The sequence below is a fragment of the Minwuia sp. IMCC3060 genome, assembly GCF_029909435.1.
GTDB lineage: Bacteria > Pseudomonadota > Alphaproteobacteria > Minwuiales > Minwuiaceae > Minwuia.
In genome coordinates this window covers 2841712-2867090 of sequence record NZ_CP123782.1, presented here as the reverse complement: position 1 = coordinate 2867090, position 25379 = coordinate 2841712, and the positions used below count along the sequence as shown (strand labels likewise).

At 66.0% G+C, this 25379-nt stretch carries 24 protein-coding genes and 1 tRNA gene; 16 read left to right on the top strand and 9 right to left on the bottom strand.

Features of this window, described 5'->3' with window-relative positions:
• Positions 1 to 9: 9 nt before the first annotated feature.
• Genes QGV54_RS13450 through QGV54_RS13425 form a run of 6 tightly spaced genes read left to right on the top strand, consistent with a single transcriptional unit; the run spans position 10 to position 4944 of the window.
• Complete coding sequence (locus QGV54_RS13450; RefSeq protein WP_281016332.1) at positions 10 to 465, top strand: hypothetical protein; 456 nt, start codon at positions 10 to 12, stop codon at positions 463 to 465.
• Positions 462 to 1139 carry an urease accessory UreF family protein gene (locus QGV54_RS13445; protein WP_281016333.1) on the top strand — a complete coding sequence of 226 codons (678 nt, stop codon included), beginning with the start codon at positions 462 to 464 and terminating at the stop codon, positions 1137 to 1139. Before QGV54_RS13450 ends, QGV54_RS13445 begins: the two co-directional genes overlap by 4 nt.
• 13 nt (positions 1140 to 1152) lie before the next feature.
• Entirely contained in the window at positions 1153 to 1866 is a 714-nt protein-coding gene (ureB, locus tag QGV54_RS13440; protein WP_281016334.1) for an urease subunit beta, read from the top strand.
• Complete coding sequence (ureC, locus tag QGV54_RS13435) at positions 1866 to 3572, top strand: urease subunit alpha (RefSeq protein WP_281016335.1); 1707 nt, start codon at positions 1866 to 1868, stop codon at positions 3570 to 3572. The genes ureB and ureC overlap by 1 nt, the downstream gene beginning before the upstream one ends.
• Complete coding sequence (gene ureG / locus QGV54_RS13430; RefSeq protein ID WP_281016336.1) at positions 3569 to 4192, top strand: urease accessory protein UreG; 624 nt, start codon at positions 3569 to 3571, stop codon at positions 4190 to 4192. The genes ureC and ureG overlap by 4 nt, the downstream gene beginning before the upstream one ends.
• Entirely contained in the window at positions 4156 to 4944 is a 789-nt protein-coding gene (locus QGV54_RS13425) for an urease accessory protein UreD (RefSeq protein ID WP_281016337.1), read from the top strand. The genes ureG and QGV54_RS13425 overlap by 37 nt, the downstream gene beginning before the upstream one ends.
• 53 nt (positions 4945 to 4997) lie before the next feature.
• On the opposite strand, the gene QGV54_RS13420 is transcribed toward QGV54_RS13425, so the two are convergent.
• A tRNA-Lys gene (locus QGV54_RS13420) sits at positions 4998 to 5073 on the bottom strand.
• Between the two features lie 204 nt (positions 5074 to 5277).
• Here QGV54_RS13420 and QGV54_RS13415 point away from each other — a divergent pair.
• The gene (locus QGV54_RS13415) at positions 5278 to 6828 is read left to right on the top strand and encodes a carboxyl transferase domain-containing protein (RefSeq protein ID WP_281016338.1); all 1551 of its coding nucleotides are present in this window, start codon (positions 5278 to 5280) and stop codon (positions 6826 to 6828) included.
• Between the two features lie 91 nt (positions 6829 to 6919).
• On the opposite strand, the gene QGV54_RS13410 is transcribed toward QGV54_RS13415, so the two are convergent.
• The gene (locus QGV54_RS13410; protein ID WP_281016339.1) at positions 6920 to 7729 is read right to left on the bottom strand and encodes a metal-dependent hydrolase; all 810 of its coding nucleotides are present in this window, start codon (positions 7727 to 7729) and stop codon (positions 6920 to 6922) included.
• A 93-nt stretch (positions 7730 to 7822) separates the two neighbouring features.
• Positions 7823 to 11275 (bottom strand): pyruvate carboxylase, encoded by a 3453-nt coding sequence (pyc, locus tag QGV54_RS13405; protein ID WP_281016340.1) that lies wholly within the window; start codon positions 11273 to 11275, stop codon positions 7823 to 7825.
• A gap of 203 nt (positions 11276 to 11478) precedes the next feature.
• On the opposite strand from pyc, the gene betA reads away from it, so the two are divergent.
• The gene (gene betA, locus QGV54_RS13400; RefSeq protein WP_281016341.1) at positions 11479 to 13149 is read left to right on the top strand and encodes a choline dehydrogenase; all 1671 of its coding nucleotides are present in this window, start codon (positions 11479 to 11481) and stop codon (positions 13147 to 13149) included.
• 16 nt (positions 13150 to 13165) lie between these two features.
• Here the strand turns inward: betA and mutL are convergent, their stop codons facing one another.
• A complete protein-coding gene (gene mutL / locus QGV54_RS13395) occupies positions 13166 to 15022 on the bottom strand; it encodes a DNA mismatch repair endonuclease MutL (RefSeq protein ID WP_281019961.1) in 1857 nt (618 codons plus the stop codon).
• Positions 15022 to 16308 (bottom strand): hypothetical protein, encoded by a 1287-nt coding sequence (locus tag QGV54_RS13390; protein WP_281016343.1) that lies wholly within the window; start codon positions 16306 to 16308, stop codon positions 15022 to 15024. Before QGV54_RS13390 ends, mutL begins: the two co-directional genes overlap by 1 nt.
• Positions 16309 to 16415: 107 nt before the next feature.
• Here QGV54_RS13390 and QGV54_RS13385 point away from each other — a divergent pair, with 107 nt between their 5' ends.
• From QGV54_RS13385 to QGV54_RS13350, 8 genes are all read left to right on the top strand, one after another.
• Positions 16416 to 16649, top strand: a complete 234-nt coding sequence (locus tag QGV54_RS13385) for a hypothetical protein (RefSeq protein WP_281016344.1) — start codon at positions 16416 to 16418, stop codon at positions 16647 to 16649.
• Between the two features lie 78 nt (positions 16650 to 16727).
• Positions 16728 to 17327, top strand: a complete 600-nt coding sequence (gene hisB, locus QGV54_RS13380; protein WP_281016345.1) for an imidazoleglycerol-phosphate dehydratase HisB — start codon at positions 16728 to 16730, stop codon at positions 17325 to 17327.
• A 37-nt stretch (positions 17328 to 17364) separates the two neighbouring features.
• Positions 17365 to 18006: an imidazole glycerol phosphate synthase subunit HisH gene (gene hisH, locus QGV54_RS13375; protein ID WP_281016346.1), complete on the top strand. Its 642-nt coding sequence runs from the start codon at positions 17365 to 17367 to the stop codon at positions 18004 to 18006.
• Positions 18006 to 18566 (top strand): GNAT family N-acetyltransferase, encoded by a 561-nt coding sequence (locus QGV54_RS13370; RefSeq protein ID WP_281016347.1) that lies wholly within the window; start codon positions 18006 to 18008, stop codon positions 18564 to 18566. The genes hisH and QGV54_RS13370 overlap by 1 nt, the downstream gene beginning before the upstream one ends.
• Entirely contained in the window at positions 18563 to 19288 is a 726-nt protein-coding gene (gene hisA, locus QGV54_RS13365) for a 1-(5-phosphoribosyl)-5-[(5-phosphoribosylamino)methylideneamino]imidazole-4-carboxamide isomerase (RefSeq protein ID WP_281016348.1), read from the top strand. The genes QGV54_RS13370 and hisA overlap by 4 nt, the downstream gene beginning before the upstream one ends.
• A gap of 3 nt (positions 19289 to 19291) precedes the next feature.
• A complete protein-coding gene (gene hisF, locus QGV54_RS13360) occupies positions 19292 to 20071 on the top strand; it encodes an imidazole glycerol phosphate synthase subunit HisF (protein ID WP_281016349.1) in 780 nt (259 codons plus the stop codon).
• Positions 20068 to 20397, top strand: a complete 330-nt coding sequence (locus tag QGV54_RS13355; protein WP_281016350.1) for a phosphoribosyl-ATP diphosphatase — start codon at positions 20068 to 20070, stop codon at positions 20395 to 20397. The genes hisF and QGV54_RS13355 overlap by 4 nt, the downstream gene beginning before the upstream one ends.
• Positions 20398 to 20402: 5 nt before the next feature.
• A complete protein-coding gene (locus tag QGV54_RS13350; RefSeq protein WP_281016351.1) occupies positions 20403 to 20765 on the top strand; it encodes an HIT domain-containing protein in 363 nt (120 codons plus the stop codon).
• A gap of 73 nt (positions 20766 to 20838) precedes the next feature.
• Here QGV54_RS13350 and QGV54_RS13345 read toward each other — a convergent pair whose 3' ends face one another.
• The 4 genes from QGV54_RS13345 to QGV54_RS13330 form a co-directional block, all read right to left on the bottom strand.
• On the bottom strand, positions 20839 to 22098 hold the full coding sequence (locus tag QGV54_RS13345) for a serine hydrolase domain-containing protein (protein WP_281016352.1): 1260 nt from the start codon (positions 22096 to 22098) through the stop codon (positions 20839 to 20841).
• Positions 22099 to 22227: 129 nt separating this feature from the next.
• Positions 22228 to 23358 carry an acyl-CoA dehydrogenase gene (locus QGV54_RS13340; protein ID WP_281016353.1) on the bottom strand — a complete coding sequence of 377 codons (1131 nt, stop codon included), beginning with the start codon at positions 23356 to 23358 and terminating at the stop codon, positions 22228 to 22230.
• A 57-nt stretch (positions 23359 to 23415) separates the two neighbouring features.
• Entirely contained in the window at positions 23416 to 24612 is a 1197-nt protein-coding gene (locus tag QGV54_RS13335; protein WP_281016354.1) for an acyl-CoA dehydrogenase family protein, read from the bottom strand.
• A gap of 94 nt (positions 24613 to 24706) precedes the next feature.
• Positions 24707 to 25345: a hypothetical protein gene (locus QGV54_RS13330; protein WP_281016355.1), complete on the bottom strand. Its 639-nt coding sequence runs from the start codon at positions 25343 to 25345 to the stop codon at positions 24707 to 24709.
• Between the last annotated feature and the right edge of the window lie 34 nt (positions 25346 to 25379).

The window sequence follows — 25379 nt, the reverse complement described above, 5'->3', positions numbered from 1 at the left end:
CGGAACACCTTGCCGTCGCCTGAGGCCCTGATGGTGGACCGGATCGTTGCATGGCGCGACGATCCGGATACCGCCAGCCGGCTGCATCGGCTGGATCACGACGGCGGTCTGGAAATCCTGATCGTTGCCGAGACCGATCTCGGGCGCAGGCGGTTTCAGGCGACCACCGAGAACGGCAGGCCGGTTCAGGTCGCCCTTCCCAGATCCCAGCGGCTGGCCGATGGCGCGGTCCTGCATCTGGACGCACAACTGGCGCTGGTGGTTCGTGTCGGTGCACCGGACTGGCTGGATCTGGAACCACTCGACAGTGCTGCGGCCCTGGAACTCGGCTATGCTGCCGGCAACCTGCACTGGCGGGTGAAATTCTCCGATGGACGGGTACAGGTGGCGCTCGACAGCGGCGATGCCGAAAGCTATCTCGCCCGGCTTGCACCGCTGGACGGGCGTTTCAGGGTGGTGTCATGACGGACGCTTCGGAACTGCTGGGCGCAATGCAGTTCGCAGACGGCCTGTTCCCGGCTGGCGGTTTCGCTACCTCCAACGGGCTGGAGCAACTGTCGGGCGGGCGGCGTATCCCGGCGTCGCAGCTCGACACATTCTTCGCGCGTGAGATCGAAGGGCGTTTCGGCCCTTTCGAGCGTGTCATTGCTGTGCTTGCGCATCGCGCCGTCGCCGATCCGACGTCCCTGATTCAGCTTGATGCCCGCGTCGAGCGCATGACCTGGGCATCGGCACAGCGTGAGGCTTCAGCACAGGCGGGGCGCGGAATTCTCACCGCAGCGGTCAAACTCGGCCTGCCCGGCGCTGCCGAAACGATGGCACGCGTTCGCGCGGGCCGTCTGCGGCCGCATCAGCCTGTGGCCCTCGGCGCTGTTCTGGCGATGGCTGGTATCTCCGAACAGACCGCACAGCTTGTCGCCGGGCACCGCTTTCTGGCCGGCCTTGCCAACGCGGCGATCCGTCTGGGTCTGACCGGTGCAATAGGTGCGCAACAGGCTGTTACGCGGCACAGGGACGATCTGGCCTGCTGGGCTGGCAAGACCGTGCCCGGTGATGCGCTGCCCACAAGCTTCAGCCCATTCGCGGACATCGCAATGATGCGCCACCGCCGGTCCGATACCCGGCTGTTCGCCACATGAACGGAGGTTTCCGATGAACCTGACACCCACGGAGCAGGAGCGTCTCACGCTCTTCACTGCCGCCGAGCTCGCCCGGCGCTATCGCACGCAGGGGATACGGTTGAGCCAGCCGGAGGCCATTGCGCTGATCGCCGACGAGATCATCACGGCGGCCCGCCGCGATCTGGATCATGCGTCGCTGGTCGAATTCGGCGGGAACCTGCTGACGGCCGACGACGTGCTGCCGGGTGTGGCGGCCATGATCCCCTATGTCTCGGTTGAGGTGAGCATGGCTGAGGGTACCAAACTGATCACTGTGTTCGATCCGATCCAGCCGGGCAGCGCCGCGAGCACCGTGCCTGCGCCCGGTGAGATCCTGCCGGCGGACGGAGACATCGAGATCAATGCCGGGCGGGACAGTGTGGAGATCAGCGTCATCAATCGGGGCGACCGGACCATTCAGGTACGCAGCCACGCGCATTTCTTCGAGGTGAACAGGCAACTGGACTTCGACCGCGCGGCGGCATTCGGGATGCGCCTCGACAGCCCCTCCGGCGCGGGCGCGAAGTTCGAACCGGGGATCGCCAGAACTGTCACGCTGGTTGCTTTCGGCGGCACGCGCACGATGCGCGGCGGCGGGGGGCTGACAGACGGGGCGCTGGATGATCCCGCCGTGCGCGACCGCGCGATGCGGAAGGCGGCGGAACTCGGCTATCTGGGGCTGCCCGAAACCGGAGGTGATGCCTGATGGCCAAGCTCAGCAGGGAAACCTACACCACACTCTATGGTCCAACCGTCGATGACCGGTTTCGCCTTGGGGATACATCCCTGATCGCACGCATCGAAAAGGATCACACCAGTTACGGCGATGAGCTGACCACCGGCGCAGGCAAGGCCATGCGCGACGGCGAAGGCTTCCAGCCCGGCGGCACCTACGAAAGCGGCGCACTGGATGTGGTGATCCACAATGCCATCATCATGGATCCTGTACTGGGTGTGGTGAAGGGCGACATCGGTATCCGGGACGGCCGCATCGTCGGCGTCGGCAAGGCCGGCAATCCCGACCTGATGGATGGCGTGTCGGAGGGCCTGGCGACCGGCCCCAACACGACCGTCATGCACGGCGACGGTCAGATCGTGACGCCCGGCGGAATCGAGGCGCACGCGCACTTCCTGTCGCCGCAACAGGCCTGGCATGCGCTGGCAGGCGGCTTCACCACCATGATCGGCATGTCGCCCGGCCCGCATTTCGATGTGAGTTCATCGGGGCCGAACATCCTGGGCGCGCTGATCCGTGCAGCGGACGAGTTTCCGCTGAACTTCGGTTTCCTGGGGCGTGGCTGCATGGATTTCGATGCGTCGGTCGAATCCGTCGCCGGTGGCGCGCTTGGCGTGAAGATTCACGAGGATTTCGGTGCCTCGCCCGCTGTCATCGACGGTGCGCTGAGAGCCGCCGATGCGCACGACTATTCGGTGCATCTGCACACCGATACCATCAACGAATTCGGCTTCTGCGAGGATACCCTGGCCGCCATCGCCGGACGGACCATTCACATGTACCACACGGAGGGCGCGGGCGGAGGCCATGCGCCGGACCTGATCCGGGTGAACGGTGCGGCCAATGTGCTGCCGTCATCGACGAACCCGACAAATCCGTTCACCAGAGGCGCGCTGGAGGAAGGCATCCCGATGACGATGCTGTGCCATATTCTCAGCTTCGCGATCCCCGAGGATGTGGCGTTCGCGGAGTGCCGCATCCGCCCGCAATCCATGGCCGCGGAGGACTGTCTGCACGACATGGGCGCAATCTCCATCTTCGCGACCGACACGCAGGGCATGGGACGGCTGGCCGAGAACTCGGCAAAGTGCTTTCAGCTCGCCAGTGTCATGCGGGACACCTACGGGCCATTGGCGGATGAACCGTTCGACAATGCGGACAATCTCAGGATCCTGCGCTATCTCGCCAAGCTGACCATCAACCCGGCCATCGCGGCGGGTATCGATGAGCATGTCGGGTCCATCGAACCCGGGAAGATGGCCGATCTGGTGTTCTGGCCACGGCAGTCGTTCGGCGCCAAACCGTCGATGGTGGTCAAGTCGGGAGAGATCGTCTGGTCCGCCATGGGCGATGGCAATGGCAGCCATATCGGAACGGAACCGATCATCCAGCGCCCCATGTGGGGCGCGCTCGGCAGTTCTCGGCGGCACCTGGGCGTGACCTTCGTCAGCAAACTGGCCATGGAAGCCGATACCGAACGCAGGCTGGGTGTCGAGAAGCGCTTCGTTCCGATCAGGTCCGTGCGGTCGCTGGGCAAGTCGGACATGGTGCTGAATGACCGGACGCCGGAGATCACGGTGGATTCACAGACCTTCGACGTCTTCGCCGATGGCCGGAAACTGTGGCACGAACCATTTGCCGAAGTGCCGCTCAACCGACTGCACATGCTCAGATGAGCGGCAACGGGACAGCCGCGCGGGTCGGCATCGGCGGGCCGGTCGGATCCGGCAAGACAGCGTTGATCGAGGCGCTGCTGCCCTTGCTGACGTCGGCGGGAATCGAGACCGCGGTGATCACCAATGATCTGGTCACGCGCGAGGATGCGGACCGGCTGATCCGTCAGAACCTGCTGGGCGAGGGCCGCGTGGTTGCGGTCGAGGCCGGGGCCTGCCCGCATACGGTGATCCGGGAAGATCCCACCCTGAACATGGCGGCGGCGGATGCGCTGGAAGACCGGTTTCCCGATCTTGACCTGATCCTGCTGGAATCCGGCGGCGACAATCTGGCTTCCACCTTCTCGCTGGATCTGGTCGACTGGTGGATCTTCGTCATCGACGTCGCGGGCGGCGACGACATCCCCCGGAAACGCGGGCCGGGCACGATCCAGTCAGACCTGCTGGTGATCAACAAGTCCACGCTGGCGCCGCACGTCGGCGTCGACCTGGACCGCATGCTGACCGAGGCCGAAGCGACACGGCAGGGCCAGCCCGTGATCGTCACCGATTGCCGGTCGGGCCAGGGCGTGAGGGAGGTTGCCGGGTGTTTGAGCCAGGCCGTCCTGTTCCGCAGTCTGTGACGCACCCTGCCGATCTGGATCTCGCCTTCCATGCCGGGCCGGACGGGACCTGGCTGAAACGCCGGCGGGCCAGCTACCCCTATGCGCTCACCGGCATCTACCCGCCCGACCGAAGAGGCCTGACGGTGATGCCCCAGTCGGTATCCGGCGGCCTGTTCGGCGGTGAAGATCTGGTCGAGCGCGCTCACGTCGGCCCCGGCGCCATGGCCAGCATTCACGATCAGGGGGCCCGGACCTGTCATGCGCACCGGGGACGCGGTCCGGCCAGACTGCTGCGGGTCCTGCATTGCGAACAGGGCGGTCATCTGGACTGGTACGGTCAGCCGTCTGTCCTGTTGCCGGGGGCGGACATCGACCTGCAGACTGAGATCGTGGTCTCCGGGAATGCCCGGGTGCTCTGTTCCGACATCTTCGGCTATCACGTGCCCGACGCCGGAGACGCCCATCCGGCCCACTTCCATGCGCATCTGATGATCAGGCGCGAAGGGGTGGGCATCATTGCCGAAAATGCGGCCGACGTGATCCTGTCCCCCGAACTGCCCGACTGGTTCGCGACCCTGATCCTTGTCTGCGATGATCCGGACAGGATCTCCGGGGCCCTGTCCTTCGTGGACGCGCAACCGACACCGGACGGGGTGCTGCTTGGTGCGGACCTCCTGCCCGGCGGGGCTGGACTGGTCGTCATGGCAACCAGCGATCATGCGGGCATACTGACAGCCCACATCCACGGTTTGCAGACCGCAATCACCTGAGAGACTTCAGGAACGAAGGTGCGCGCGAGGCGCTCTTGACCCGTTGGGAAGAATGGTGGGCGCGCACGGACTCGAACCGTGGACCCGCTGATTAAGAGTCAGCTGCTCTACCAACTGAGCTACGCGCCCACGGGTCACCAGAACAGGGCTCTCCCTGTCAGGGAAGCCGCTGTTTAGCGGATCGGTTCGGGGCTGTCCATAGGCTGACTGACAGAAATGCGCGAAAGGTTTCGTCGTGCATGGCGGCACCCCGGATGGTGCCATTGCGGCCCGTGACGCCTTTCGGGGATACTGCGCGCCACGATGGTGGAATGGCGCGGGGAGGTGCCGGGTATGCAGGACCTGATCGACGATCTGGAGCGGCGCAGGCGGGAGAGTCTGGAGCTGGGCGGTGCGGACAAGGTGGCGCGGCAGCGCAAGGCGGGCAAGCAGACGGCGCGGGAGCGGGTGGCGATGCTGTTCGATCGCGGCAGCGTGTTCGAGGAGATCGGCCAGCTTGCAACCCATGCGGCGACCATCGTGACCCCGACCAAGAACAAGATCACCCCGGCGGATGGCGTCGTCACCGGCTTCGGGCAGGTCGACGGGCGCACCGTCGGCGTGGTGTCGGAGGATTTCACGGTGCTGGGCGGCTCGCTGGGGCTGATCAACTTCGAGAAGAAGTGCCGCATGATCGAACTGGTGGAGCGGGACCGGGTGCCGCTGGTCTGGCTGTTTGACGGCGCAGGCGCGCGCACCGATGAATATGTCGGCCAGGGGCTGGCCCCGATGCATCACTTCATGCAGGTGGCGCGGCTGTCGGGGCAGTCGCCCCAGGTCGCGGCAGTGATGGGACCGAGCGCCGGAGATTCATCGCTGCTGGCGGCGATGATGGAATTCATCGTCATGGTGCGCGGCACGTCGATGCTGGCAGCCGGCGGGCCGCCGCTGGTCGCCTCCGGCACCGGCGAGAGCGTGTCGAAGGAGGATCTTGGGGGTGCCGACCTGCACTGTGCCATCTCCGGCGTCGGCGACAATGCGGTGGATACGGAGGAGGAGGCGATCAGCATGCTGCGCCGCTATCTCTCCTACATGCCCACCAACGCCTGGAGCTGGCCGCCGGACGCACCGGTGACCGATGATCCGAACCGGGCCGAGCCGTCGCTGCGCACCGTGATCCCGGAGAACCGTCGGCGGCCCTATGACATGAAGCGGGTGATCGATGCTGTCGTGGATCGGGACAGCTTCCTGGAGATCAAGCCGGCCTTCGCAAAGATGATGATCACCGGTCTGGCGCGGCTGAACGGTCACCCGGTCGGCATCTGCGCCAACCAGCCGAAGGTCATGTCAGGCGCGATCACCGCGGCGGCGGGGGAGAAGCTGCGGCATTTCATGGACCTCTGCAGTGCCTATCACCTGCCGCTGGTGTTTCTGACCGACACGCCCGGCGTCATGACCGGCCCGAAGTCGGAGCAGGAGGGGGCGCTGCGCGTCGGCATGCAGGTGGCCCACAGCTTCGCCTTCGCCAATACGCCGATCCTGACCCTGGTGACGCACAAGGGCTTCGGCTACGGCGGTGCGGCGATGGGCGGCTATGGCGGGGGGCAGTCGGTGGTGCTGGCCTGGCCGACGGCGGACTTCAACGCCATTCCGCTGGAAAGCGGCATCACGGCGGCCTATCGCGCCGATCTGGAGGCCGCGGCGGACCCGGCGGCACGGCACGCGGAGCTTGTGGCGGAATATACCGACCTCTGCGGTGCGGTCCCGGCGGCGGGCCAGATGAAGATCGACGATGTCATCGATCCCCTGGAAACCCGCCCGAGGCTGATCGCGGCCCTGGAACGGGCGCTCAACCGGCGCACGGAAGCGCCGTCCCCGACCCAGCGCCACGGCGTGTTGCCCTGAAACAAAAAGTGCTCGACTGATTTCGCATTGAATGAAGAGGGCGGCACCGTTCGGGTGCCGCCCTTCGTAGTTCAGCCCTGCCTTGATGTGGTCAGAACTTGCGGGTTTCGCCCGGTTGCATGACGATCACGTTGGTGGGCGCATTGCCCAGCACCTCAATGAGCTTCTCCGGCGTGCCCTTCAGTGGCGGGAAGGTGCCATAATGCATCGGCACCACGTTCGGCGTGCGCAGCAGTTCCTTGATGGCGTAGGCGGCATGCTGCGGGCCCATGGTGAAGTGACCGCCGATGGGCAGCAGGGCCAGGTCCGGCTTGTAGTACTTGCCGATGAAGGCCATGTCGCCGAACACGCCGGTGTCACCCGCGTGATAGATCCTGTAGCCGTTTTCCAGCCGCACGATGTAGCCCGACGGCTCGCCGCCCGGCAGAACCTGCGTCTTGCCGGAAATCGGGTCCTTCCAGCTGACGGACGAGGAATGTTCGGCATGGGTCATGGTGATGGTGATGCCATCGCCGATGGGGCGGATCGGGCCGGACTTGTTGAAGCGGATCAGCTTCTTCGGATCCATCGCGCCGATGCTGTTGTAGGTCGATCCCATGTCGGCGTTCATCGCCACCAGCGCGCCGGTCATCTCCGCCAGCTTGAAGGTGTCTCCCACGTGGTCGCCATGGCCGTGGGTGACGAGGATCAGGTCAACCGGGCCAATGGCTGCCAGGTCCTTCATGTCGTCCGGTGTCTTCGGGTTCCGGGTAATGAAGGGATCGATCATGATCACCTTGCCGCCCGGAGACACGATCTTGAACGCGGCCTGTCCGAACCACTGTACGGACACATCCGCCGCCTGCACCGCCGACGCAGCGAGCGCGCCGACCGCGACCGTGGCAACCGCGGCCACGCGCATCAGGAAATCGCTGATCTCAGTCCCCCTTCTGATTGCGATGTTAACCAATCGTCTCCTGTTTACGTCGGGTGAACCAGAGTGGATCTCAACTGATCACGCAAACTCGACCAGCAGGTCCTTGGCGTCCACCTGCGTGCCTGCGCCTGCGGTGACGGTCTTGATCTCGCCGTCGCGTTCGGCGCGGATGGCGGTCTCCATCTTCATGGCCTCGATGGTGAGCAACAGGTCACCGGCCTGCACCTTCTGCCCGGTCTCCACGGCAACGGTGGCGACCATGCCGGGCATGGGGGCCGCGACGTGATTGGCATTCCCGGGTTCCGCCTTCGGGTGAGAGACGGCGGTGGCGGCGGCGTGACGGTCGCGGACCTTGATGCGGCGGGGCTGGCCGTTCAGTTCGAAGAAGACGCGGGCAATGCCTTCCTCATCGGCTTCCCCGACGGCCAGGCAGCGGATCACCAGTGTCTTGCCGGCCTCGATCTCCACCGAGACTTCCTCGCCGGGTTCCAGGCCGTAGAAGAAGACCGGGGTGGGCAGGCGATCAACGGGGCCGAACTCGGCCTGGAAGGCAGCGAAGTCGGCAAAGACCTTCGGATACATCAGCCAGGACTGGAATTCTTCCGCCGTGATCTCGCGTCCCGCATCAGTCTCCGCCTGCTGGTGCAGGGCGGCGAAATCGGCGGGCGGAACCGACTTGCCGGGGCGGTCGGTCAGCGGCTTCTCGCCGCCCAGGACCTTGGCCTGCAACGCGGCGGGAAAGCCGTTCGGCGGCTGGCCCAGGTCGCCATGGAAGAAGGAGACGACCGAGTCGGGGAAGGAGATCGGCTTGTCCGGGTTCTCCACATCGGCGCGGGTGTGCCCGGCGGAGACCATGGACAGGGCCATGTCGCCCACCACCTTTGACGACGGCGTCACCTTCACGATGTCGCCGAACATCAGGTTCACGTCGGCATAGGTGCGTGCCACCTCATGCCAGCGTTCCTCCAGCCCCAGCGACCGGGCCTGTTCCTTCAGGTTGGTGAACTGGCCGCCGGGCATCTCGTGCAGATAGACCTCCGATGCACCGAAGCGCAGATCACTCTCGAAGGCCCGGTACTCGCGCCGCACCGCCTCCCAGTAGTCGGAGAAGGCGCGGATGGTGGCATTCTGCAGCCCCGTCTCCCGCTCCGTATGGCGCAGCGCCTCGACGATGGAGCCGAGGTTGGGCTGGCTGGTCAGACCGGAGAAGGAGTCCATGGCCATGTCGGCGGCATCCACCCCGGCCTCCGCCGCCGCCAGGATGCTGGAGGAGGCGATGCCGGAAGTGTCATGGGTGTGGAAGTGGATCGGCAGGCCAGTCTCTTCCTTCAGGGCCTTCACCAGAACCCGTGCCTGCGCCGGTTTCAGCAGCCCGGCCATGTCCTTGATGCCCAGGATATGGGTGCCGGCAGCCTTCAGTTCCCGCGCCATCCTGACGTAATAGTCCAGGTCATAGCGGGCGCGGTCGGGGTCGAAGATATCGCCCGTGTAGCAGACCACGGCCTCGCAGAGCCGGCCGGACTCATTCACCGCGTCAATGGCGACGCGCATGTTCTCGACCCAGTTCAGGCTGTCGAAGACGCGGAAGACATCGACACCGCTTTCCGCCGCCTGGCGCACGAAACCCTGCACCACATTGTCCGGATAGACCGTGTAGCCGACCCCGTTGGCGCCGCGCAGCAGCATCTGGAACAGCACGTTCGGGATGCGCGCCCGCAGGTCCGACAGCCGCGTCCAGGGGCATTCGCGCAGGAACCGCATCGACACGTCGAAGGTCGCGCCGCCCCAGCACTCGATGGAGAACAGATCGGACAGGTTGCGGGCATAGGCGTCCGCCACCTGCACCATGTCGAAACTGCGCATCCGGGTGGCCAGCAGCGACTGGTGCGCGTCGCGCATGGTCGTGTCGGTGACCAGCAGGCGCTTCTCCGCCAGCATCCAGTCGGCGAACTTCTCCGGCCCCAGTTCGTTCAGCAGGTCGCGGGTACCCTTCGGCGGCGTTTCCACCTGCCATTCCGGCACCTTCGGCTTGGGTGCCACGGGGGGCAGGGCGCGGCCCTTGACCTCCGGATTGCCATTGACGGTGACGTCGGCGATGAAGCCCAGCAACTTGGTCGCGCGGTCCTTGCGGGCGGCGAACTCGAACAGTTCCGGCGTCTCGTCGATGAACTTGGTGGTGTAGTCGTTGGCGATGAATTTCGGGTGGTTGATCAGGTTCTCGACGAAGGCGAGGTTGGTCGCCACGCCCCGGATGCGGAACTCCCTCAGTGCGCGGTCGAGACGGCGGATCGCCGCCTCCGGCGTCGCCGCCCAGGCGGTGACCTTCTCCAGCAGCGAGTCATAGTAACGGGTGATCACTGCGCCGGAATAGGCCGTGCCGCCGTCCAGCCGGATGCCGAAGCCGGTGGCGCCGCGATAGGCAGTGATGCGGCCATAGTCGGGAATGAAGTTGGCCTCCGGATCCTCCGTCGTGACACGGCACTGCAGGGCATGGCCCCGTAGCCTGATGTCTTCCTGGGCCGGGACGCCGGTCTCCTCCGGATGGCCGATGCGGCCGCCTTCGGCGATGCGGATCTGGGCCTGCACGATGTCGATGCCGGTGACTTCCTCCGTCACCGTATGCTCGACCTGGATGCGGGGATTGACCTCGATGAAATAGAACTCGCCGGTGTCGCGATCCATCAGGAACTCGGCGGTGCCTGCGTTGACATAGCCTTCGGCGCGGGCCAGACGCAGCGCTGCTTCGCAGAGCTCGTTGCGCTGGGCGTCGTCCAGATAGGGCGCGGGGGCGCGTTCAACGACCTTCTGGTTGCGCCGCTGTACGGAGCAGTCCCGTTCGAACAGATGCACTACGGTGCCATGATGGTCGCCCAGCAACTGGACCTCCACATGGCGGGCGCGGCGCACCAGCTTCTCCAGATAGACTTCCCCATTGCCGAAGGCGGCTTCCGCCTCGCGGCGACCGGATGTGACCTCCCCGATCAGGTCCGCCTCCGTCTCGATGGCACGCATGCCGCGTCCGCCGCCGCCCCAACTGGCCTTCAGCATCAGCGGGTAGCCCACTTCGGCCGCCATGCGGGTGATCTCGGCGGCATCCTCCGGCAGCGGACCGGTGGCGGGCACGACGGGTGTTCCCGCGGCAATTGCGGCGTCCCGGGCGGCGACCTTGTTGCCCAGACCGCGCATCACGGCGGGGGAGGGGCCGATGAAGGTGATGTCGTTGGCGGCACAGGCCTCCGCGAAGTCCGGGTTCTCCGACAGGAAGCCATATCCGGGATGCACGGCGTCGCAACCGGCCTTCTTCGCGATGCGGATCATCTCCTCGATCGCCAGATAGGCCTTCACGGGGCCGAGGCCCTCACCGATCAGGTAGCTCTCGTCCGCCTTGAAGCGGTGCAGCGCCAGCTTGTCCTCTTCCGTGTAGACCGCGACGGTACGGATACCAAGTTCGTTCGCGGCCCGCATGACGCGGATCGCGATCTCGGAACGGTTGGCAACCAGCAATTTCCTGATCTTGCGAAACTCGGCCATGGACGGACCCCCTTGCGACTTTGACACACCCCGGACAGCAGTGTGGGCCAAGGGCGCTGGCATGGCAAAGCTGAACTAAAGGGTGACATGCGCCGAAACTGACCATGATCACAATCCGCATGGTTCACTGTCCGGGGTTGCCGGATGGATGGCACAGGTGCAGAAATCCCCGAGCAGCGGTGCAGCAGCAGGAGAACCCCGCCGTGACCGACATTCCGGAATTCGCCAGGGCAGACTATGTCATCGTCGGCGCGGGCAGCGCAGGCGCGGCACTGGCATATCGGCTGAGCGAGAACGGGCGCCACTCCGTCATCGTGCTGGAACATGGCGGCACCGATGCCGGGCCACTGATCCAGATGCCGGCGGCGCTGTCCTACCCGATGAACATGTCCCGCTATGACTGGGGCTATCAGTCGGAGCCGGAGCCGCATCTGGGCGGGCGGCAACTGGCCTGCCCGCGCGGCAAGGTGATCGGCGGCTCCTCTTCGATCAACGGCATGGTCTATGTCCGGGGACATGCGCTGGACTACGAGGGCTGGGCACAGTCCGGCGCGCGCGGCTGGGCCTACCGCGACGTGCTGCCGTACTTCATGCGCATGGAGAGCAATCACGGCGGTCAGGCGGATTGGCGCGGCACCGATGGCCCGCTGCATGTGACGCGCGGGCCACAGAAGAACCCGCTGTTCACCGCCTTCCGGGAGGCCGGGCGTCAGGCCGGCTATCCGGTCACCGCCGACTACAACGGGGAGCAGCAGGAAGGCTTCGGCCCCATGGAGATGACGGTCTGGCGCGGGCGACGCTGGTCGGCGGCCAATGCCTACCTGCGCCCGGCGCTGAAGCGGCCCAACGTACGGCTGGTGCGCGGGCTGGCGCTGCGGGTGGCCTTCGACGGGGCGAAGGCGACCGGTGTGGTGTTCGAACAGGGCGGGCAGCAGAAGGTGCTCTCCGCGACGCGGGAAGTGATCCTGTCCGCGTCCTCCATCAACTCCCCGAAGCTGCTGATGCTGTCCGGCATCGGCCCGGCGGAGCACCTGCGCGAACACGGAATCGACGTGCGTGCCGACCGCCCCGGTGTCGGGCAGAACCTGCAGGATCACCTGGAACTCTATCTGCAGATGACCTGCCTGCAGCCGATCAGCCTCTACAGCCACCTCAACCTGTTCTCGAAGGCGATGATCGGGGCGCAATGGCTGTTCACGAAGACCGGGCATGGGGCGACCAACCACTTCGAGGCCGCAGCCTTCATCCGCTCCGCCGCCGGGGTGCCTTACCCGGATATCCAGTACCATTTCCTGCCGGTCGCCATCCGCTATGACGGCAAGGCCCCGGCCAAGGCGCACGGGTTTCAGGCGCATGTCGGGCCGATGCGGTCGCCGTCGCGCGGGCGGGTGCAACTGACCTCGGCGGATGCGAAGGCCGATCCGTCGATCCTGTTCAACTACATGTCCACGGACAAGGACTGGGCCGATTTCCGCACCTGCATCCGCCTGACGCGGGAGATCTTCGCCCAGCCCGCCTTCGAACCTTTCGCCGGGCCGGAGATCGCGCCGGGGGCGGATGTTCAGGATGATGCCGCGCTGGACGATTTCATTCGGGAGGCGGTGGAGAGTGCCTACCATCCCTGCGGCACCTGTCGCATGGGCGACCCGGAGGACAGCCGCAGCGTGGTGGACCCACAGGGACGCGTGATCGGCGTCGATGCCCTGCGCGTGGTCGACAGCTCCATCTTCCCCCAGATCACCAACGGCAACCTCAACGGCCCGTCGATCATGGTGGGCGAGAAGATGGCCGACGATATCCTCGGCGGTTCCATGCTGACCCCGGACGACCGCACGCCCTGGCTCAACCCGGCGAGGGAGACGAGCCAGCGGTGACTTCGGCGCTGCTTCCCTACCGCCGTCCGAACAGCCGTTCGATGTCGTTCAGGTGCAGTTCGACGTAGGTCGGGCGGCCGTGGTTGCACTGGCCGGAGTGCGGGGTGCGTTCCATCTCGCGCAGCAGGGCGTTCATTTCCTCGGCGTTCAGGCGGCGTCCCGCGCGGACGGAGCCGTGGCAGGCCATGGTGGAGCAGACATCCTGCAGCCGGTCCTTCAGGCCCGTAGCCTGATCGAACTCTGCCAGCTCGTCGGCCAGATCGTTCAGCAGGCCGCGAATGTCGCACTGACCCAGCAGGGCTGGCGTCTCGCGCACGACAATGGCGCCGGGTCCGAACCGTTCCAGAATGAGGCCGAGGGACGCCAGTTCATCCGCCCGGGCGGCGATGCGGTCGGCATCCGTCTCTTCCATCTCGACCACTTCGGGCAGCAGCAGGCCCTGCCGGGCGACACCGTTCTCGTCCAGTTGCCGTTTCATCCGTTCATAGACCAGGCGCTCATGCGCCGCATGCTGGTCCACCAGCACGATGCCATCCATGGTCTGGGCGACGATGTAGGTACCGTGGACCTGCCCACGTGCAACCCCCAGCGGGAAATCCGCTGACGGGGCCGGGGCATCCGCTGCCTGCGTCTCGACGCGGCCCGAGGGGTCGATGAATTCGCGTACTGCCGATTCAGCCACGCCTGACAATCCGCCCTCCGGGCTTTGCCAGGCCGCGAAGGCTTCGCGCGCGGCAGCGCTGTCCTGACGGGGCATGTAGCTGCCGCCACCACCGCCGCGCAGCGGCATGCTGAACCGGGGCGTTTCCGGCTGGGTGCCGGCGCGGAAGGCGCCGAGGGCCTGCCCGGCGACAGTTGTGGAGGCACGATGCCCCGCCGCCGCCAGCACGCTGCGCAGGCCGCCGACGATCAGGCCGCGCACCACACCCGGTTCGCGAAGCCGCACCTCAGCCTTCGCCGGGTGGACATTGACGTCCACGAAGGCCGGATCGACCTCCAGGAACAGCACCAGCACGGCGTGCCGCCCGCCGGACAGGAAATCCTGATAGGCACCGCGCACCGCGCCGGTGAACAGCTTGTCCCGCACCGGACGGCCATTGACGAACATGTACTGCTGCGTGGCGTTGCCCCGGTTGTAGGTCGGCACGCCCGCCAGCCCGGTCAGGCGGATACCGTCGCGGTCCGCCTCCACCGGCAGCGCATTCTCGACGAACTCCCGGCCCATGACACGGGCCAGGCGCGCGGCGCGGGCATCCAGCAGTTCGCCCTGTTCCGCCCCGGCCTGGAACGCGGTGCGCTGGTCGTCCTTCAGGGTGAAGCCCACTTCCGGGTGCGCCATGGCCAGCCGCTTGATCATGTCCAGCGTGGCACCGAATTCGGCCCGGTCGGTCTTCAGGAACTTCAGCCGCGCCGGGGTGGCAAAGAACAGGTCCCGCACTTCCACCCGCGTTCCCCGCGCGCGCGAAGACGGCTCGGGGGCCGAAAGCCGCCCGCCATCCACCTGAATGGCCCAGCCGGTGTCGGCATCCTGCCGGCGACTGTCGATGCGCAGGCGCGCCACGGCCCCGATGGAGGGCAGCGCCTCCCCACGGAAGCCGAGATGGCGGATGTCCATCAGGTCGTCATCGGGCAGCTTGGAGGTCGCATGACGCTCGATGGCAAGGCTCAGGTCATCGGCGCTCATGCCGTGGCCGTCGTCATCGACGGAGATCAGGGATCGCCCGCCCTCCCGCAGCACGATCTCGATCCGGCCGGCACCGGCGTCCAGGCTGTTCTCCACCAGTTCCTTGACCGCGCTCGCCGGCCGCTCGATCACTTCACCGGCGGCGATGCGGTTGACGGTGGTCTCCGGCAGTCGGCGAAGCGTGGACATCAACTGGCCGCGACCGAGAGATACTCCCGCGTCAGCCGCTTGCTGGTCTCGACAGCAGGCTGTCCGAACGGATCGACACCCAGCAGGTGCGCGGCAATCACGGTCTCCAGCATGAAATGCATCAGCAGGCCGCCCACCGACTTCTCGTCCAGCCGGGGCAGGCGGATCATGCGCACGGGATGCCCGGTGGCAACCAGCGTCTCCATCGTTGCCCGCGCCTGTGTCTGGACGATGGCCCCCAGGCTCTGGCCGGACAGATAGGCCAGGGCCGGATCGGTCACCAGATCGGGCGCGATGGTCGGGCCGGGATCGGGTTCGGCCACTGTCAGCACCGTGAAACTCTTGTCAGCCGGGCCATCAAGCCAGAGCTGCAACTGGCTGTGCTGGTCGACCGGCCCCAGTGCCGCGACCGGGGTCAGGCCTGTGCCGTCCTTGCCGAGGCTCTCCGCCCAGAGCTGGCGGTGCCACATGGACAGCCGCTCCAGCGAGCCGGCATAGGGCATGATGACCTGCTGGCTGCGGCCCCTGTGCTGCGCCAGACCCACGGCGACCGCAGCACCGGCCACAGGCGGCGCGGCCTCGTCCGTCAGCAGGGATTCGAACAGTTGCGCCGCGCCGCTGCGGACGGCATGTGCGTCCAGCCCGGCGATCATCGCGGGCAGCAGGCCAACCAGCGACAGGACGGAAAACCGGCCACCGACCTTCGGGTCATGATCCAGAACCTCGACGCCGTGGATCTCGCACAGGCGCCGCAGGGCATTGTCGCCGGGTTCGGCGATGGCCATCAGGTGACCGGGAATGGCGCCGGGACTGAGCCGTTTGCGCAACCAGTCCAGCACCACGAGGGTCTGAGCCAGCGTCTCGGTGGTGCCGCCCGACTTGGACACGGAGAGGAAGAAGGTCGTCTCCGGGTCCAGCCCGGCCAGCAACTCTGCGAAGCCGCGTCCGTCCAGGTTGTCGGGCAGGATCAGCCGTGCCCGATCCTCCGGCGCGGCCAGCGCCAGCAGGGTCTGCGCTCCAAGGCTGGAGCCACCTGTGCCCAGCACGACACAATGGCGGTATCTGCCGCGGATCCGGTCCGCGACCGGCACCAGGGCTTCCAGATCGTCGCGCCGACTCGCCAGTCCGAAGCAGGGGAGTTCGCCCGCTGCCAGATCGGCCCGAATCCTCGCCACTGCCGGGGCAGCGTCCACCAGCAACTGTGCGTATGTGCCGGTATCGAGGCCGCTTTCGCCCACGGTCGGCTGCAGGGACGGCTGGACGAAATGCTGGAAGGGAAGGGTCATGGAGATGCTCACCGCCTGATTGGACCGATGCGGACAGAACTGGAAATCGACAGTGCCATGTGCAACCACCGATTCCCCTGTAACGCCAAACATACTACATATCGCCCATGGAACAGATTCTCGCCATCCGTGTCTGGTTGCGTCCGCTCGCCGTCCTGCTGACCGTGGGCGTGTTGTGTGGCTGTGAGATCGTCGATACGGGACCGACCCGCATCGGCGGCGTGTCCTGCGGCTGGTCGGATGCCGGGCCATCCGACCCGGAATATCACCGATGCCGCAGCCGAAACGCCGATGAGGGCGTGCTGATGCGGCGCACGCCCAGTGGTGGTGTGGGCTTCTGAGGCCCTCTGTGGCTTTGACCGTGACGCCGCACTTGCTATAGAGCGCGTCTCCGCCGTGACTGATCAAGGAACCGCGCCATGCGCCAGGCCAGCTATGACCGCCGTACCAAGGAAACCGAGATTTCCGTCGAACTGAATGTCGACGGCACCGGCATCTACACCATCGACACCGGTATCGGCTTTCTGGATCACATGCTGGAACAGCTTTCCCGGCACAGTCTGATCGACCTCACGGTCCGGGCAAAGGGCGACACCCACATCGATTTCCACCACACGGTGGAGGATACCGGTATCGCCATCGGCACGGCCCTGGCGGAGGCGCTGGGCGACCGCGCCGGCATCACCCGCTATGGCTCGGCACTGATCCCGATGGACGAGACGCTGACCCGTGTGGCGCTGGATGTCTCGAACCGGCCCTACCTGATCTGGCGGGTCGGGTTCTCGCGACCGAAGCTGGGGGATTTCGATACCGAACTGTTCAAGGAATGGTTCCAGGCCTTCGCGCAGGCAGGTGGCATCACGCTGCATGTAGAGAACCTGTACGGAGAGAACAACCACCACATAGCGGAGAGCTGCTTCAAGGGGTTGGCGCGGGCGCTGCGCGATGCGCTGGACATCGATCCGCGCAAGTCGGACGCCGTGCCCTCCACCAAGGGCGTGCTGGGCGGCAGCCTGTGAGCATGGCGAAGCGGGCGCGTGCGGCGCGGCGACGGCCATGCTGACGGTCATCGTCGATTACGGATCCGGCAACTTGCATTCGGCTGCGAAGTCGTTCGAGCGGGCAGCGCGCGAACTCGGCTCGGACATCCGCATCGAAGTCTCCGGCGCGCCGGAACGGGTCGCGGCGGCGGATCGGGTGGTGCTGCCGGGGGTCGGGGCCTTTGCCGATTGCCGCGCGGGCCTGAGCGCCATCCCCGGCCTGCGGGAAGCGGTCGAGGAGGCGGCGATCACCCGCGCGCGCCCCTTCTTCGGTATCTGTGTCGGCATGCAGTTGATGGCGGACGCGGGACTGGAGCATGGCCATCACGAAGGGTTTGGCTGGATCGAGGGAACGGTTGACCGGATCACGCCGGCCGATCCGGCGCTGAAGATCCCGCACATGGGCTGGAACGAACTGGTGCTGCGGACGCCGCATCCGGTCTTTGCCGGACTGGGTGAGGGTGCGCACGCCTATTTCGTGCATTCCTATGCCTTCAGGGATGTGGAGCCCGCGCACCGGCTGGCAGAGGTCGATTATGGCGGTCCTGTTGTGGCTGCCGTCGGGCGGGACACCATGATCGGCACCCAGTTTCACCCGGAAAAGAGCCAGGCAGTGGGCCTGCGCCTGATCCGCAACTTCCTTGAATGGGCCCCGTGATGGCCGTGGATCGGAAACCGTCAACGGATATCCAGCAGCTCAAGTCCATCGAGGAGGTGGACCTGCAGGACCTCTGCGACGCCACGGAGGCGGCCATCGTCGATGGCAACGGCTTCGGCTGGCTGACCGTGCCGCGCCGCGCGGTGATGGAGTCCTACTGGAAGGGTGTCGTGCTGATGCCGGAACGGGAGGTCTTTGTGGCCTGGCTGGACGGGCATATCGTCGGCTCGATCCAGTTGCTGCGGCCCTCGCGCCACAATCATGCCCAGGGTCACATCGCGCGCCTCACGACCTTCTTCATCGCCCCCCATGCGCGGGGGTTGGGTCTGGCGCGCGGCCTGCTGCAGATGGCGGAAGATGTGGCGCGCAAGGATGGGTTCGAGCAGATCGACCTGGATGTGCGCGAGACACAGACCGCGGCGATCCAGATCTACGAACAGGGCGGGTTCACCCGCTGGGGCGTGCGGGAGAACTACGCGCTGGTGGGCGAGGACTATGTGACCGGATATTTCTACACCAAGGAACTGGCGCACAGGCGCAAGCCGGGAGCGAAGAAATGAATATCTACCCCGCAATCGACCTGAAGGACGGACGCTGCGTGCGGCTGCTGCAGGGGCGCATGGAAGACTCGACGGAGTTCAATCCCGATCCGGCGGACCAGGCGCGGCGGTTTCGCGATGCCGGTTTCACGCGGCTGCATCTTGTGGATCTGAACGGGGCCTTCGACGGCCGTTCGAGCAATGCCGATGCCGTGCGCGCCGTGCTGGCCGCCACGGATCGCCCGGTGCAGCTTGGTGGTGGCATCAGGGACCGGGCCGCGATCGACGCCTGGCTGGCTGCCGGGGTGGCGCGGGTCATTCTCGGCACCATGGCCCTGCGGGATCCGGAGACGGTCCGCGCTGCCTGCCGGGACTACCCGGAGCGGATCGTGGTGGGCATCGATGCGCGTGGCGGGCAGGTCGCGGTGGAGGGCTGGGCCGAGCAGTCGGAGATGAAGGCGACCGATCTGGCGCTGGCCTTTGCCGACGCCGGGGTGGCCGCCATCGTCTATACCGACATCGACCGCGACGGTGCCCTGCAGGGTGTGAATGTCGAGGCAACGGCGGAGCTGGCGCGTGTCTCCGGTCTGCCGGTCATCGCCTCCGGCGGCGTTGCGGGCATCGACGACATTCACCGGCTGAAGGCGGTGGCCGATGCCGGTATCGAAGGGGTCATCATTGGCCGCGCACTCTATGACGGTCGCATCGACCCTGCGGAAGCGCTGTCCGTGGCGGGGGCCTGACCCATGCTGAAGGCACGCATCATTCCCTGCCTCGACGTGAAGGACGGGCGCGTGGTGAAGGGCATCAACTTCGTCGATCTGCGCGATGCAGGCGATCCGGTGGAGCAGGCGACGGTCTATGATGCCGCCGGGGCCGACGAACTCTGCTTCCTGGACATCACCGCCAGCCACGAGAAGCGCGGTATCCTGTTCGATGTGGTGGCGCGTACGGCGGAACGCTGCTTCATGCCGCTGACGGTCGGCGGTGGTGTGCGCACCAACGACGACGTGCGGCAGTTGCTGCTGGCCGGTGCCGACAAGGTCTCCATCAATACCGCCGCCGTTCACCGCCCGGAGTTCGTGGGGGAGGCGGCGACCAAGTTCGGCAGCCAGTGCATCACAGTCGCCATCGACGCGAAGTCGGTCGGCCCCGACCGCTGGGAGATCTTCACCCATGGCGGGCGGGAGCCGACAGGCATCGATGCCGTCGAATGGGCGCGCCGCATGGAGGGGCTGGGTGCGGGCGAGATCCTGCTGACCTCCATGGACCGTGACGGCGCCAAGATCGGTTTCGACATTGCCCTGACTCGCACGGTGGCAGATGCGGTCGGTATTCCGGTCATTGCCTCGGGTGGTGTCGGAACCCTGGATCACATGGTGGAGGGGGTGCGCGACGGCCATGCCTCGGCCGTCCTCGCCGCCTCGATCTTTCATTTCGGCACCTTTTCGATCCCTGAGACCAAGGCGCACATGGCCGCCGCCGGTGTGCCGGTGCGCCTGCTGGCGGAGGAGGCCACGGCATGAGTGACAGTCCGGACATGCTGCAGCGCCTGTACGCGCTGGCGGAGCAGCGCAAGTCAGCCGACCCGGAGACATCCTACGTCGCGCGGTTGCACGCGAAGGGCACTTCGAAGATCGCGCAGAAGGTCGGTGAGGAAGCGGTGGAGACCGCGCTTGCCGCCGTCAGCGAGGGGCGGGACAAGGTCGTCTCCGAGAGCGCGGACCTGCTGTTTCACCTGACCGTGCTCTGGTCCCACCTTGGCATCGAACCGGGTGAGGTCATGGCCGAACTGGCACGGCGCGAAGGCATTTCCGGTATCGCCGAAAAGGCATCCCGCAAGGAGGACTGAGACCGATGAGCTATGACAACGACAACGTCTTCGCGAAGATCCTGCGCGGCGAACTGCCCTGCAAGAAGGTGCACGAGACCGAGTTCGCGCTGGCGTTCGAGGATATCCAGCCGCAGACGCCGGTACATGTGCTCGTGATCCCGAAGGGTGCCTATGTCGATTTCGAGGATTTCATGGCGAAGGCCCCGGCGGAGGAAATCACCGGCTTCTGGCGCTCCGTCAGTGAAACTGCAGAGGTCGCTGGCGTCGCGGGCGAAGGCTTCCGCCTGACCACCAACAATGGCGCCAGTGCCGGCCAAGTGGTGTTCCACTTCCACGTCCACATCTTCGGCGGTCGCCCGCTGGGCCGGATGGTCCGCAAGGACTGAGCCCTGGATCGCCCTGCGACCCGGGGCCTCGCCCCCCAGGGCCGCGCGGATGCGGTCGCCGGGCAACCGGAACTTAGCGAGCGTTCATGGCACCATAGACGCCCTTGCGAATGACGTTGCGCAGGGTCCGGCGGTTCTGCGGCGACTGCATCATGTAGACAGCGAACATGTCCTGCTGCGGGTCCACGAAGAAGTAGGTGCCGCCCGCGCCGCCCCAGTAATAGTCGCCGAGTGTTCCGGGCAGGATTGCGTCCTGGTCGGAGATGCGCACCGCAACGCCGAGCCCGAAGCCATAGCCCCGGCCGGGGATGTAGTACTTTCCGGGCTTCAGCCCTTCCGAGATGGTGTGGTCGCGGGTCATCAGGGCGACGGTCTCGGGCTTCAGGACACGGACACCGTCCAGTTCCCCGCCGTTCAGTAGCATCTGGGCGAAGCGCGCATAGTCTCCGACCGTGGAGATCAGCCCGCCACCGCCTGACTCGGACGGACGGGGCACGCGCGGATCGTACAGGCTGATGCTGCCGACGATGCCGTCGCGGGGCTTCGGTTCGGCAATGCGCGGATGATCGGCCGGATCAGTCACGACGAAGCCGGTGTCCTGCATCCGCAACGGCTGCAGGACGAGTTCCGCGAGTGCCTGGCTCAGGGGCTTGCCATAGGCAATCTCCACCACCGCGCCGAGCACGTCGGTGGCGCGGCTGTATTCCCATGTCGTGCCGGGCGGGTGCTCCAGCGGCAGGGTGGCGAGATAGGCTGCGGCCTGCACGTTCGACAGGCCCGCGCCGCCTGCTGCCGCGTTCCGATAGGCCTGCCGCACCACGCCCTGCCCGAAGAAGCCGTAGGTCAGGCCGGAGGTGTGGCGCATCAGGTCGCGGATGGTGATCGGACGTTCCGCCGGCACGGTCTCGATCTCGCCGTCACCGTCCAGGCGACCTGTTGCGACGCGGGTGGCGGCGAAGGCGGGAATGAAGTCGCTCAGCGGCTGGTCGAGATCGATCAGGCCGCGCTCCACCAGTGCCAGCGCCGCGACGGAGACGACCGGCTTGGTCATGGAATAGATGCGGAACAGCGTGTCGGCGGTCATCGGCGAGCCATCGGGCGTGCGGCTGCCCAGCAGTCCCAGATGCGCGATCCTGCCGTGGCGCGCGATCAGCACGACCGCCCCGGGGAACGCCCCGTTCCCGATCCGGTCAAGCAATTCACTGTCCAGTGCCGCGAGACCTTCGGGGCTGAAACCCAGTTCACGTGCATCGCCCTCAGGCAGGGATGCGGCCTGCGCCCCGGATGCGAGAAGCGGAAGAAGGAGAAGCAGGGCGAGAAGCGGACGTTTCATGAGCGTGATTCCGTTGGCCTTGAATGACCGCATTCTTTGCGCTCCGCCCCGGTCGCGCAATCGCCAAAGAAAATCCCGGCGCAGGCGGGGCCTGGCCGGGATGATCTGTCTCGACGTCTGAAGCCGGGCTTACTGCGTCAGCGCGGCAAACTGCTTCAGGTGCCAGTCGCGGTTACCGAACATGGTGTCGATCTGCATCAGCCGCTTGTAGTAGTGGCTGATCTTCAGTTCGTCCGTCATGCCCATGCCGCCGTGCATCTGCACCGACTGGGCGCCGATGAAGACGCCGCCCTTGCCGATCTGGGCCTTGGCGGAGGAAGCGGCCTTGCGGCGCTCCTTCTCGTCCTCGTCCAGTTTCAGCGTCACCATGTAGGTCATGGAACGGGACTGCTCCAGCTCGATGAAGCAGTCGACCATGCGGTGCTGCAGCACCTGGAACTTGCCGATGGGCACGCCGAACTGCTTGCGCGTCTTCAGGTACTCGTTGGTCTCGTCCTTCAGCATCTCCATGCAGCCGACAGCCTCGGCACAGAGTGCGGCGATGCCCTGGTCGACGACCTTCTCGATCACCGGCAGCGCGGCACCTTCCGTGCCCAGCAGGGCGTCGGCACCGACCTCGACATTCTCCATCTCGACCTCGGAGGCGCGCAGGCCATCCGCTGTCGGATAGTCACGACGGGTCAGGCCCTTGCAGTTGTTGTCGATGATGAACAGCGAGATGCCGTCCTTGTCACGCACGCCACCGGAGGTGCGGGCGGAAACGATGATCTTGTCTGCGGCAGCGGCACCATAGACGACCGACTTGTGGCCGTTGAGGACATAGCCGTCCCCCTTCTTCTCGGCCGTCGTCGAGACGTCGGCGAGATTGAAGCGCGACGTCGGCTCGGCATAGCCGAAAGCCAGCATGCAGGAGCCTTCGGCCACCGCGCCCAGGATTGCTTCCTTCTGCGCGTCGGTTCCGGCTTCCGCGACCAGGCCCGCGCCCAGGACGACGGTCGGCAGATAGGGTTCGGTCACCAGACCGCGTCCGATGGCTTCCATGACGATCATGGTCTCGACGGGACCGCCGAAGCCGCCATATTCCTCCGGCAGACCAACGGCCAGCCAGCCAAGCTCGGCAAAGGTCTTCCAGTTGTCGCGGCTGAAACCGTCGTCACTGTTGGACGTCTTGCGCCGCTTCTCGAAGTCGTAGTCGTCCAGAACGAACCGGTCGACACTGTCTTTCAGCAGTTGCTGCTCTTCCGAAAGGTTGAAATCCATCGGGCCCTGTATCCTCCCCGCCACATGATCCCGGAATACCGCCAGCGCGGCACCCGTCTACAATCCTAACACCATCTTCGCGATGATGTTCTTCTGAACCTCACTCGACCCGCCGGCAATGGTGATTGCCCGCATGAACAGGTGTTGCCCCATGACACCCTCAGCCGCCTCCGGCCCCACCGGAGACCAGTTGCTGCCTGGAGTCCGGTCTGCCAATTCATAGGGCGCGGCATAGTAACCCAAGGCCTCCACCGTCAATTCGGTAATGGCCTGCGTCACCTCCGAACCCAACAGCTTCAGCATACTGGCCTCACCGCCCGGGGGCGATCCCTCCTGCATAGCGGCGAGGATACGGAGATTGCAATACTCCAGCGCGGTAAGCTTTACCTCCGTTTCGGCCACCTTGCGGGAAAATACCGCATCGTCGAGCAGCCTGTCGCCACTGGCGGGTGTATCTGCGGCCATTTCCTTCAGCCGCTGCAGCAGCTTCTTGTTCCAGGCCACTTCCGCGATGCCGGCGCGTTCGTTGCCGAGCAGGAACTTGGCGTAGGTCCAGCCCCTGTTCTCTTCCCCGATGCGGTTGGCAACCGGTACGCGGACGTTCTCGAAGAAGACCTCGTTCACGTGATGGCCCTGATCCATCAGGATCAGCGGGCGCACCGTGATGCCCGGTGTCTTCATGTCGATCAGCAGGAAACTGATGCCTTCCTGGTGCTTGCCTTCCTTCCTGGTGCGGACCAGGCAGAAGATCCAGTCGGCATGGTGCGCCAGCGAGGTCCAGATCTTCTGGCCGTTGATGATGTAGTCATCACCGTCGCGCACCGCGGCGGTCTGCAGGCTGGCGAGGTCCGAACCCGATCCCGGCTCCGAATAGCCCTGGCACCACCAGTGTTCGCCGGACAGCAGGCGCGGCAGGAAGAATTCCTTCTGGTCCGGTCGACCGAAGGTGAAGATCACCGGACCAACCATCTGCAGCCCGAACGGCAGCAGCGGCGGCGCATCGGCGGCATGGCATTCCTCGTCGAAGATGTGGCGCTGTGCCGGGGTCCAGTCGCAGCCGCCATACTCCTTCGGCCATGAACCGGCGATCCATCCGCGGGCATGCAGTATCCGCTGCCAACGCAGATAGTCCTCGCGCTCCAGCTCCTGGCGCTGGCGCACCTTGTGGCGCAGATCGTCAGGCAGCTCCGCCTCCAGAAAGGTGCGGACTTCAGCGCGAAAGGCCTGTTCGTCGGGCGAGAACGCCAGATCCATCCTTCATGCTCCTCCCCAGGAATTGATCATCTGCGCGCGACAATATTGGGCCGCGACAGGGCTGTCGAGCATCTGCGGAGCACGACAGTCATGCTCAGGCATCCAGTTCCGCAGCCAGGGCACGCATCGCGGTCGCGGGGCTGGTCATCACGGGCCGCTGCGCCAGTTGCGCCGCCGGTGCCATGGAGGCCTGGGCCAGGGCGATCGCATCATATTCGTCGGGGGTGGCATCGACGGCATTGGCAATGGCGCGGGCATAGCCGGTGATGTCCCCATCCGCCAGAAGCTGGGCCGCACCCTCGACGATGATAAGATCCAGGCGGATATGGCGGTCCAGCTTTCCGGCGACCGACTGAAACAGATCCCGGGTCGGTTCGATGGTGGAGTTCAGCGTGACCAGCGCCGCGATTCGCGGGCCCCGGGTAACCGCCGCCTCCGCCAGCGCCCGGTCGACCCGTATGACGGGACGCCCCATCCCGGCCAGGGTGTCCGCCACCGGACCGAGGGTCGAACAGGTGCAGATCAGGCGGTCTGCACCTTCCAGGGACTCGACCATCTGACTCGCGGCATTGCTGCGAATCGTCTCGTTCAGACCGCCGGCGATGCGGGCGGACTCCAGCAGGGCCGGCCGGACCACATGACGGCGGGCACCGGGCAGCCCGGCTGTCCGCGCGGCAGTCTCGAACAGATCGACGTTGCTGTCCGCCGTATGGAAGAATACCAGTTCGCCCAAGACATGATCCTCCCGACTGTGGCACCGTCGCCGC

What these genes read in the sequence shown, in the direction of transcription:
- QGV54_RS13445 (WP_281016333.1), top strand. Translation starts at nt 462, where the DNA reads ATGACGGACGCTTCGGAACTGCTGGGCGCAATGCAGTTCGCAGACGGC.
- ureB (WP_281016334.1), top strand. Translation starts at nt 1,153, where the DNA reads ATGAACCTGACACCCACGGAGCAGGAGCGTCTCACGCTCTTCACTGCC.
- ureC (WP_281016335.1), top strand. Translation starts at nt 1,866, where the DNA reads ATGGCCAAGCTCAGCAGGGAAACCTACACCACACTCTATGGTCCAACC.
- ureG (WP_281016336.1), top strand. Translation starts at nt 3,569, where the DNA reads ATGAGCGGCAACGGGACAGCCGCGCGGGTCGGCATCGGCGGGCCGGTC.
- QGV54_RS13415 (WP_281016338.1), top strand. Translation starts at nt 5,278, where the DNA reads ATGCAGGACCTGATCGACGATCTGGAGCGGCGCAGGCGGGAGAGTCTG.
- QGV54_RS13410 (WP_281016339.1), bottom strand. Translation starts at nt 7,729, where the DNA reads ATGCGCGTGGCCGCGGTTGCCACGGTCGCGGTCGGCGCGCTCGCTGCG.
- pyc (WP_281016340.1), bottom strand. Translation starts at nt 11,275, where the DNA reads ATGGCCGAGTTTCGCAAGATCAGGAAATTGCTGGTTGCCAACCGTTCC.
- mutL (WP_281019961.1), bottom strand. Translation starts at nt 15,022, where the DNA reads ATGTCCACGCTTCGCCGACTGCCGGAGACCACCGTCAACCGCATCGCC.
- QGV54_RS13390 (WP_281016343.1), bottom strand. Translation starts at nt 16,308, where the DNA reads ATGACCCTTCCCTTCCAGCATTTCGTCCAGCCGTCCCTGCAGCCGACC.
- QGV54_RS13385 (WP_281016344.1), top strand. Translation starts at nt 16,416, where the DNA reads ATGGAACAGATTCTCGCCATCCGTGTCTGGTTGCGTCCGCTCGCCGTC.
- hisB (WP_281016345.1), top strand. Translation starts at nt 16,728, where the DNA reads ATGCGCCAGGCCAGCTATGACCGCCGTACCAAGGAAACCGAGATTTCC.
- hisH (WP_281016346.1), top strand. Translation starts at nt 17,365, where the DNA reads ATGCTGACGGTCATCGTCGATTACGGATCCGGCAACTTGCATTCGGCT.
- QGV54_RS13370 (WP_281016347.1), top strand. Translation starts at nt 18,006, where the DNA reads ATGGCCGTGGATCGGAAACCGTCAACGGATATCCAGCAGCTCAAGTCC.
- hisA (WP_281016348.1), top strand. Translation starts at nt 18,563, where the DNA reads ATGAATATCTACCCCGCAATCGACCTGAAGGACGGACGCTGCGTGCGG.
- hisF (WP_281016349.1), top strand. Translation starts at nt 19,292, where the DNA reads ATGCTGAAGGCACGCATCATTCCCTGCCTCGACGTGAAGGACGGGCGC.
- QGV54_RS13355 (WP_281016350.1), top strand. Translation starts at nt 20,068, where the DNA reads ATGAGTGACAGTCCGGACATGCTGCAGCGCCTGTACGCGCTGGCGGAG.
- QGV54_RS13350 (WP_281016351.1), top strand. Translation starts at nt 20,403, where the DNA reads ATGAGCTATGACAACGACAACGTCTTCGCGAAGATCCTGCGCGGCGAA.
- QGV54_RS13345 (WP_281016352.1), bottom strand. Translation starts at nt 22,098, where the DNA reads ATGAAACGTCCGCTTCTCGCCCTGCTTCTCCTTCTTCCGCTTCTCGCA.
- QGV54_RS13340 (WP_281016353.1), bottom strand. Translation starts at nt 23,358, where the DNA reads ATGGATTTCAACCTTTCGGAAGAGCAGCAACTGCTGAAAGACAGTGTC.
- QGV54_RS13335 (WP_281016354.1), bottom strand. Translation starts at nt 24,612, where the DNA reads ATGGATCTGGCGTTCTCGCCCGACGAACAGGCCTTTCGCGCTGAAGTC.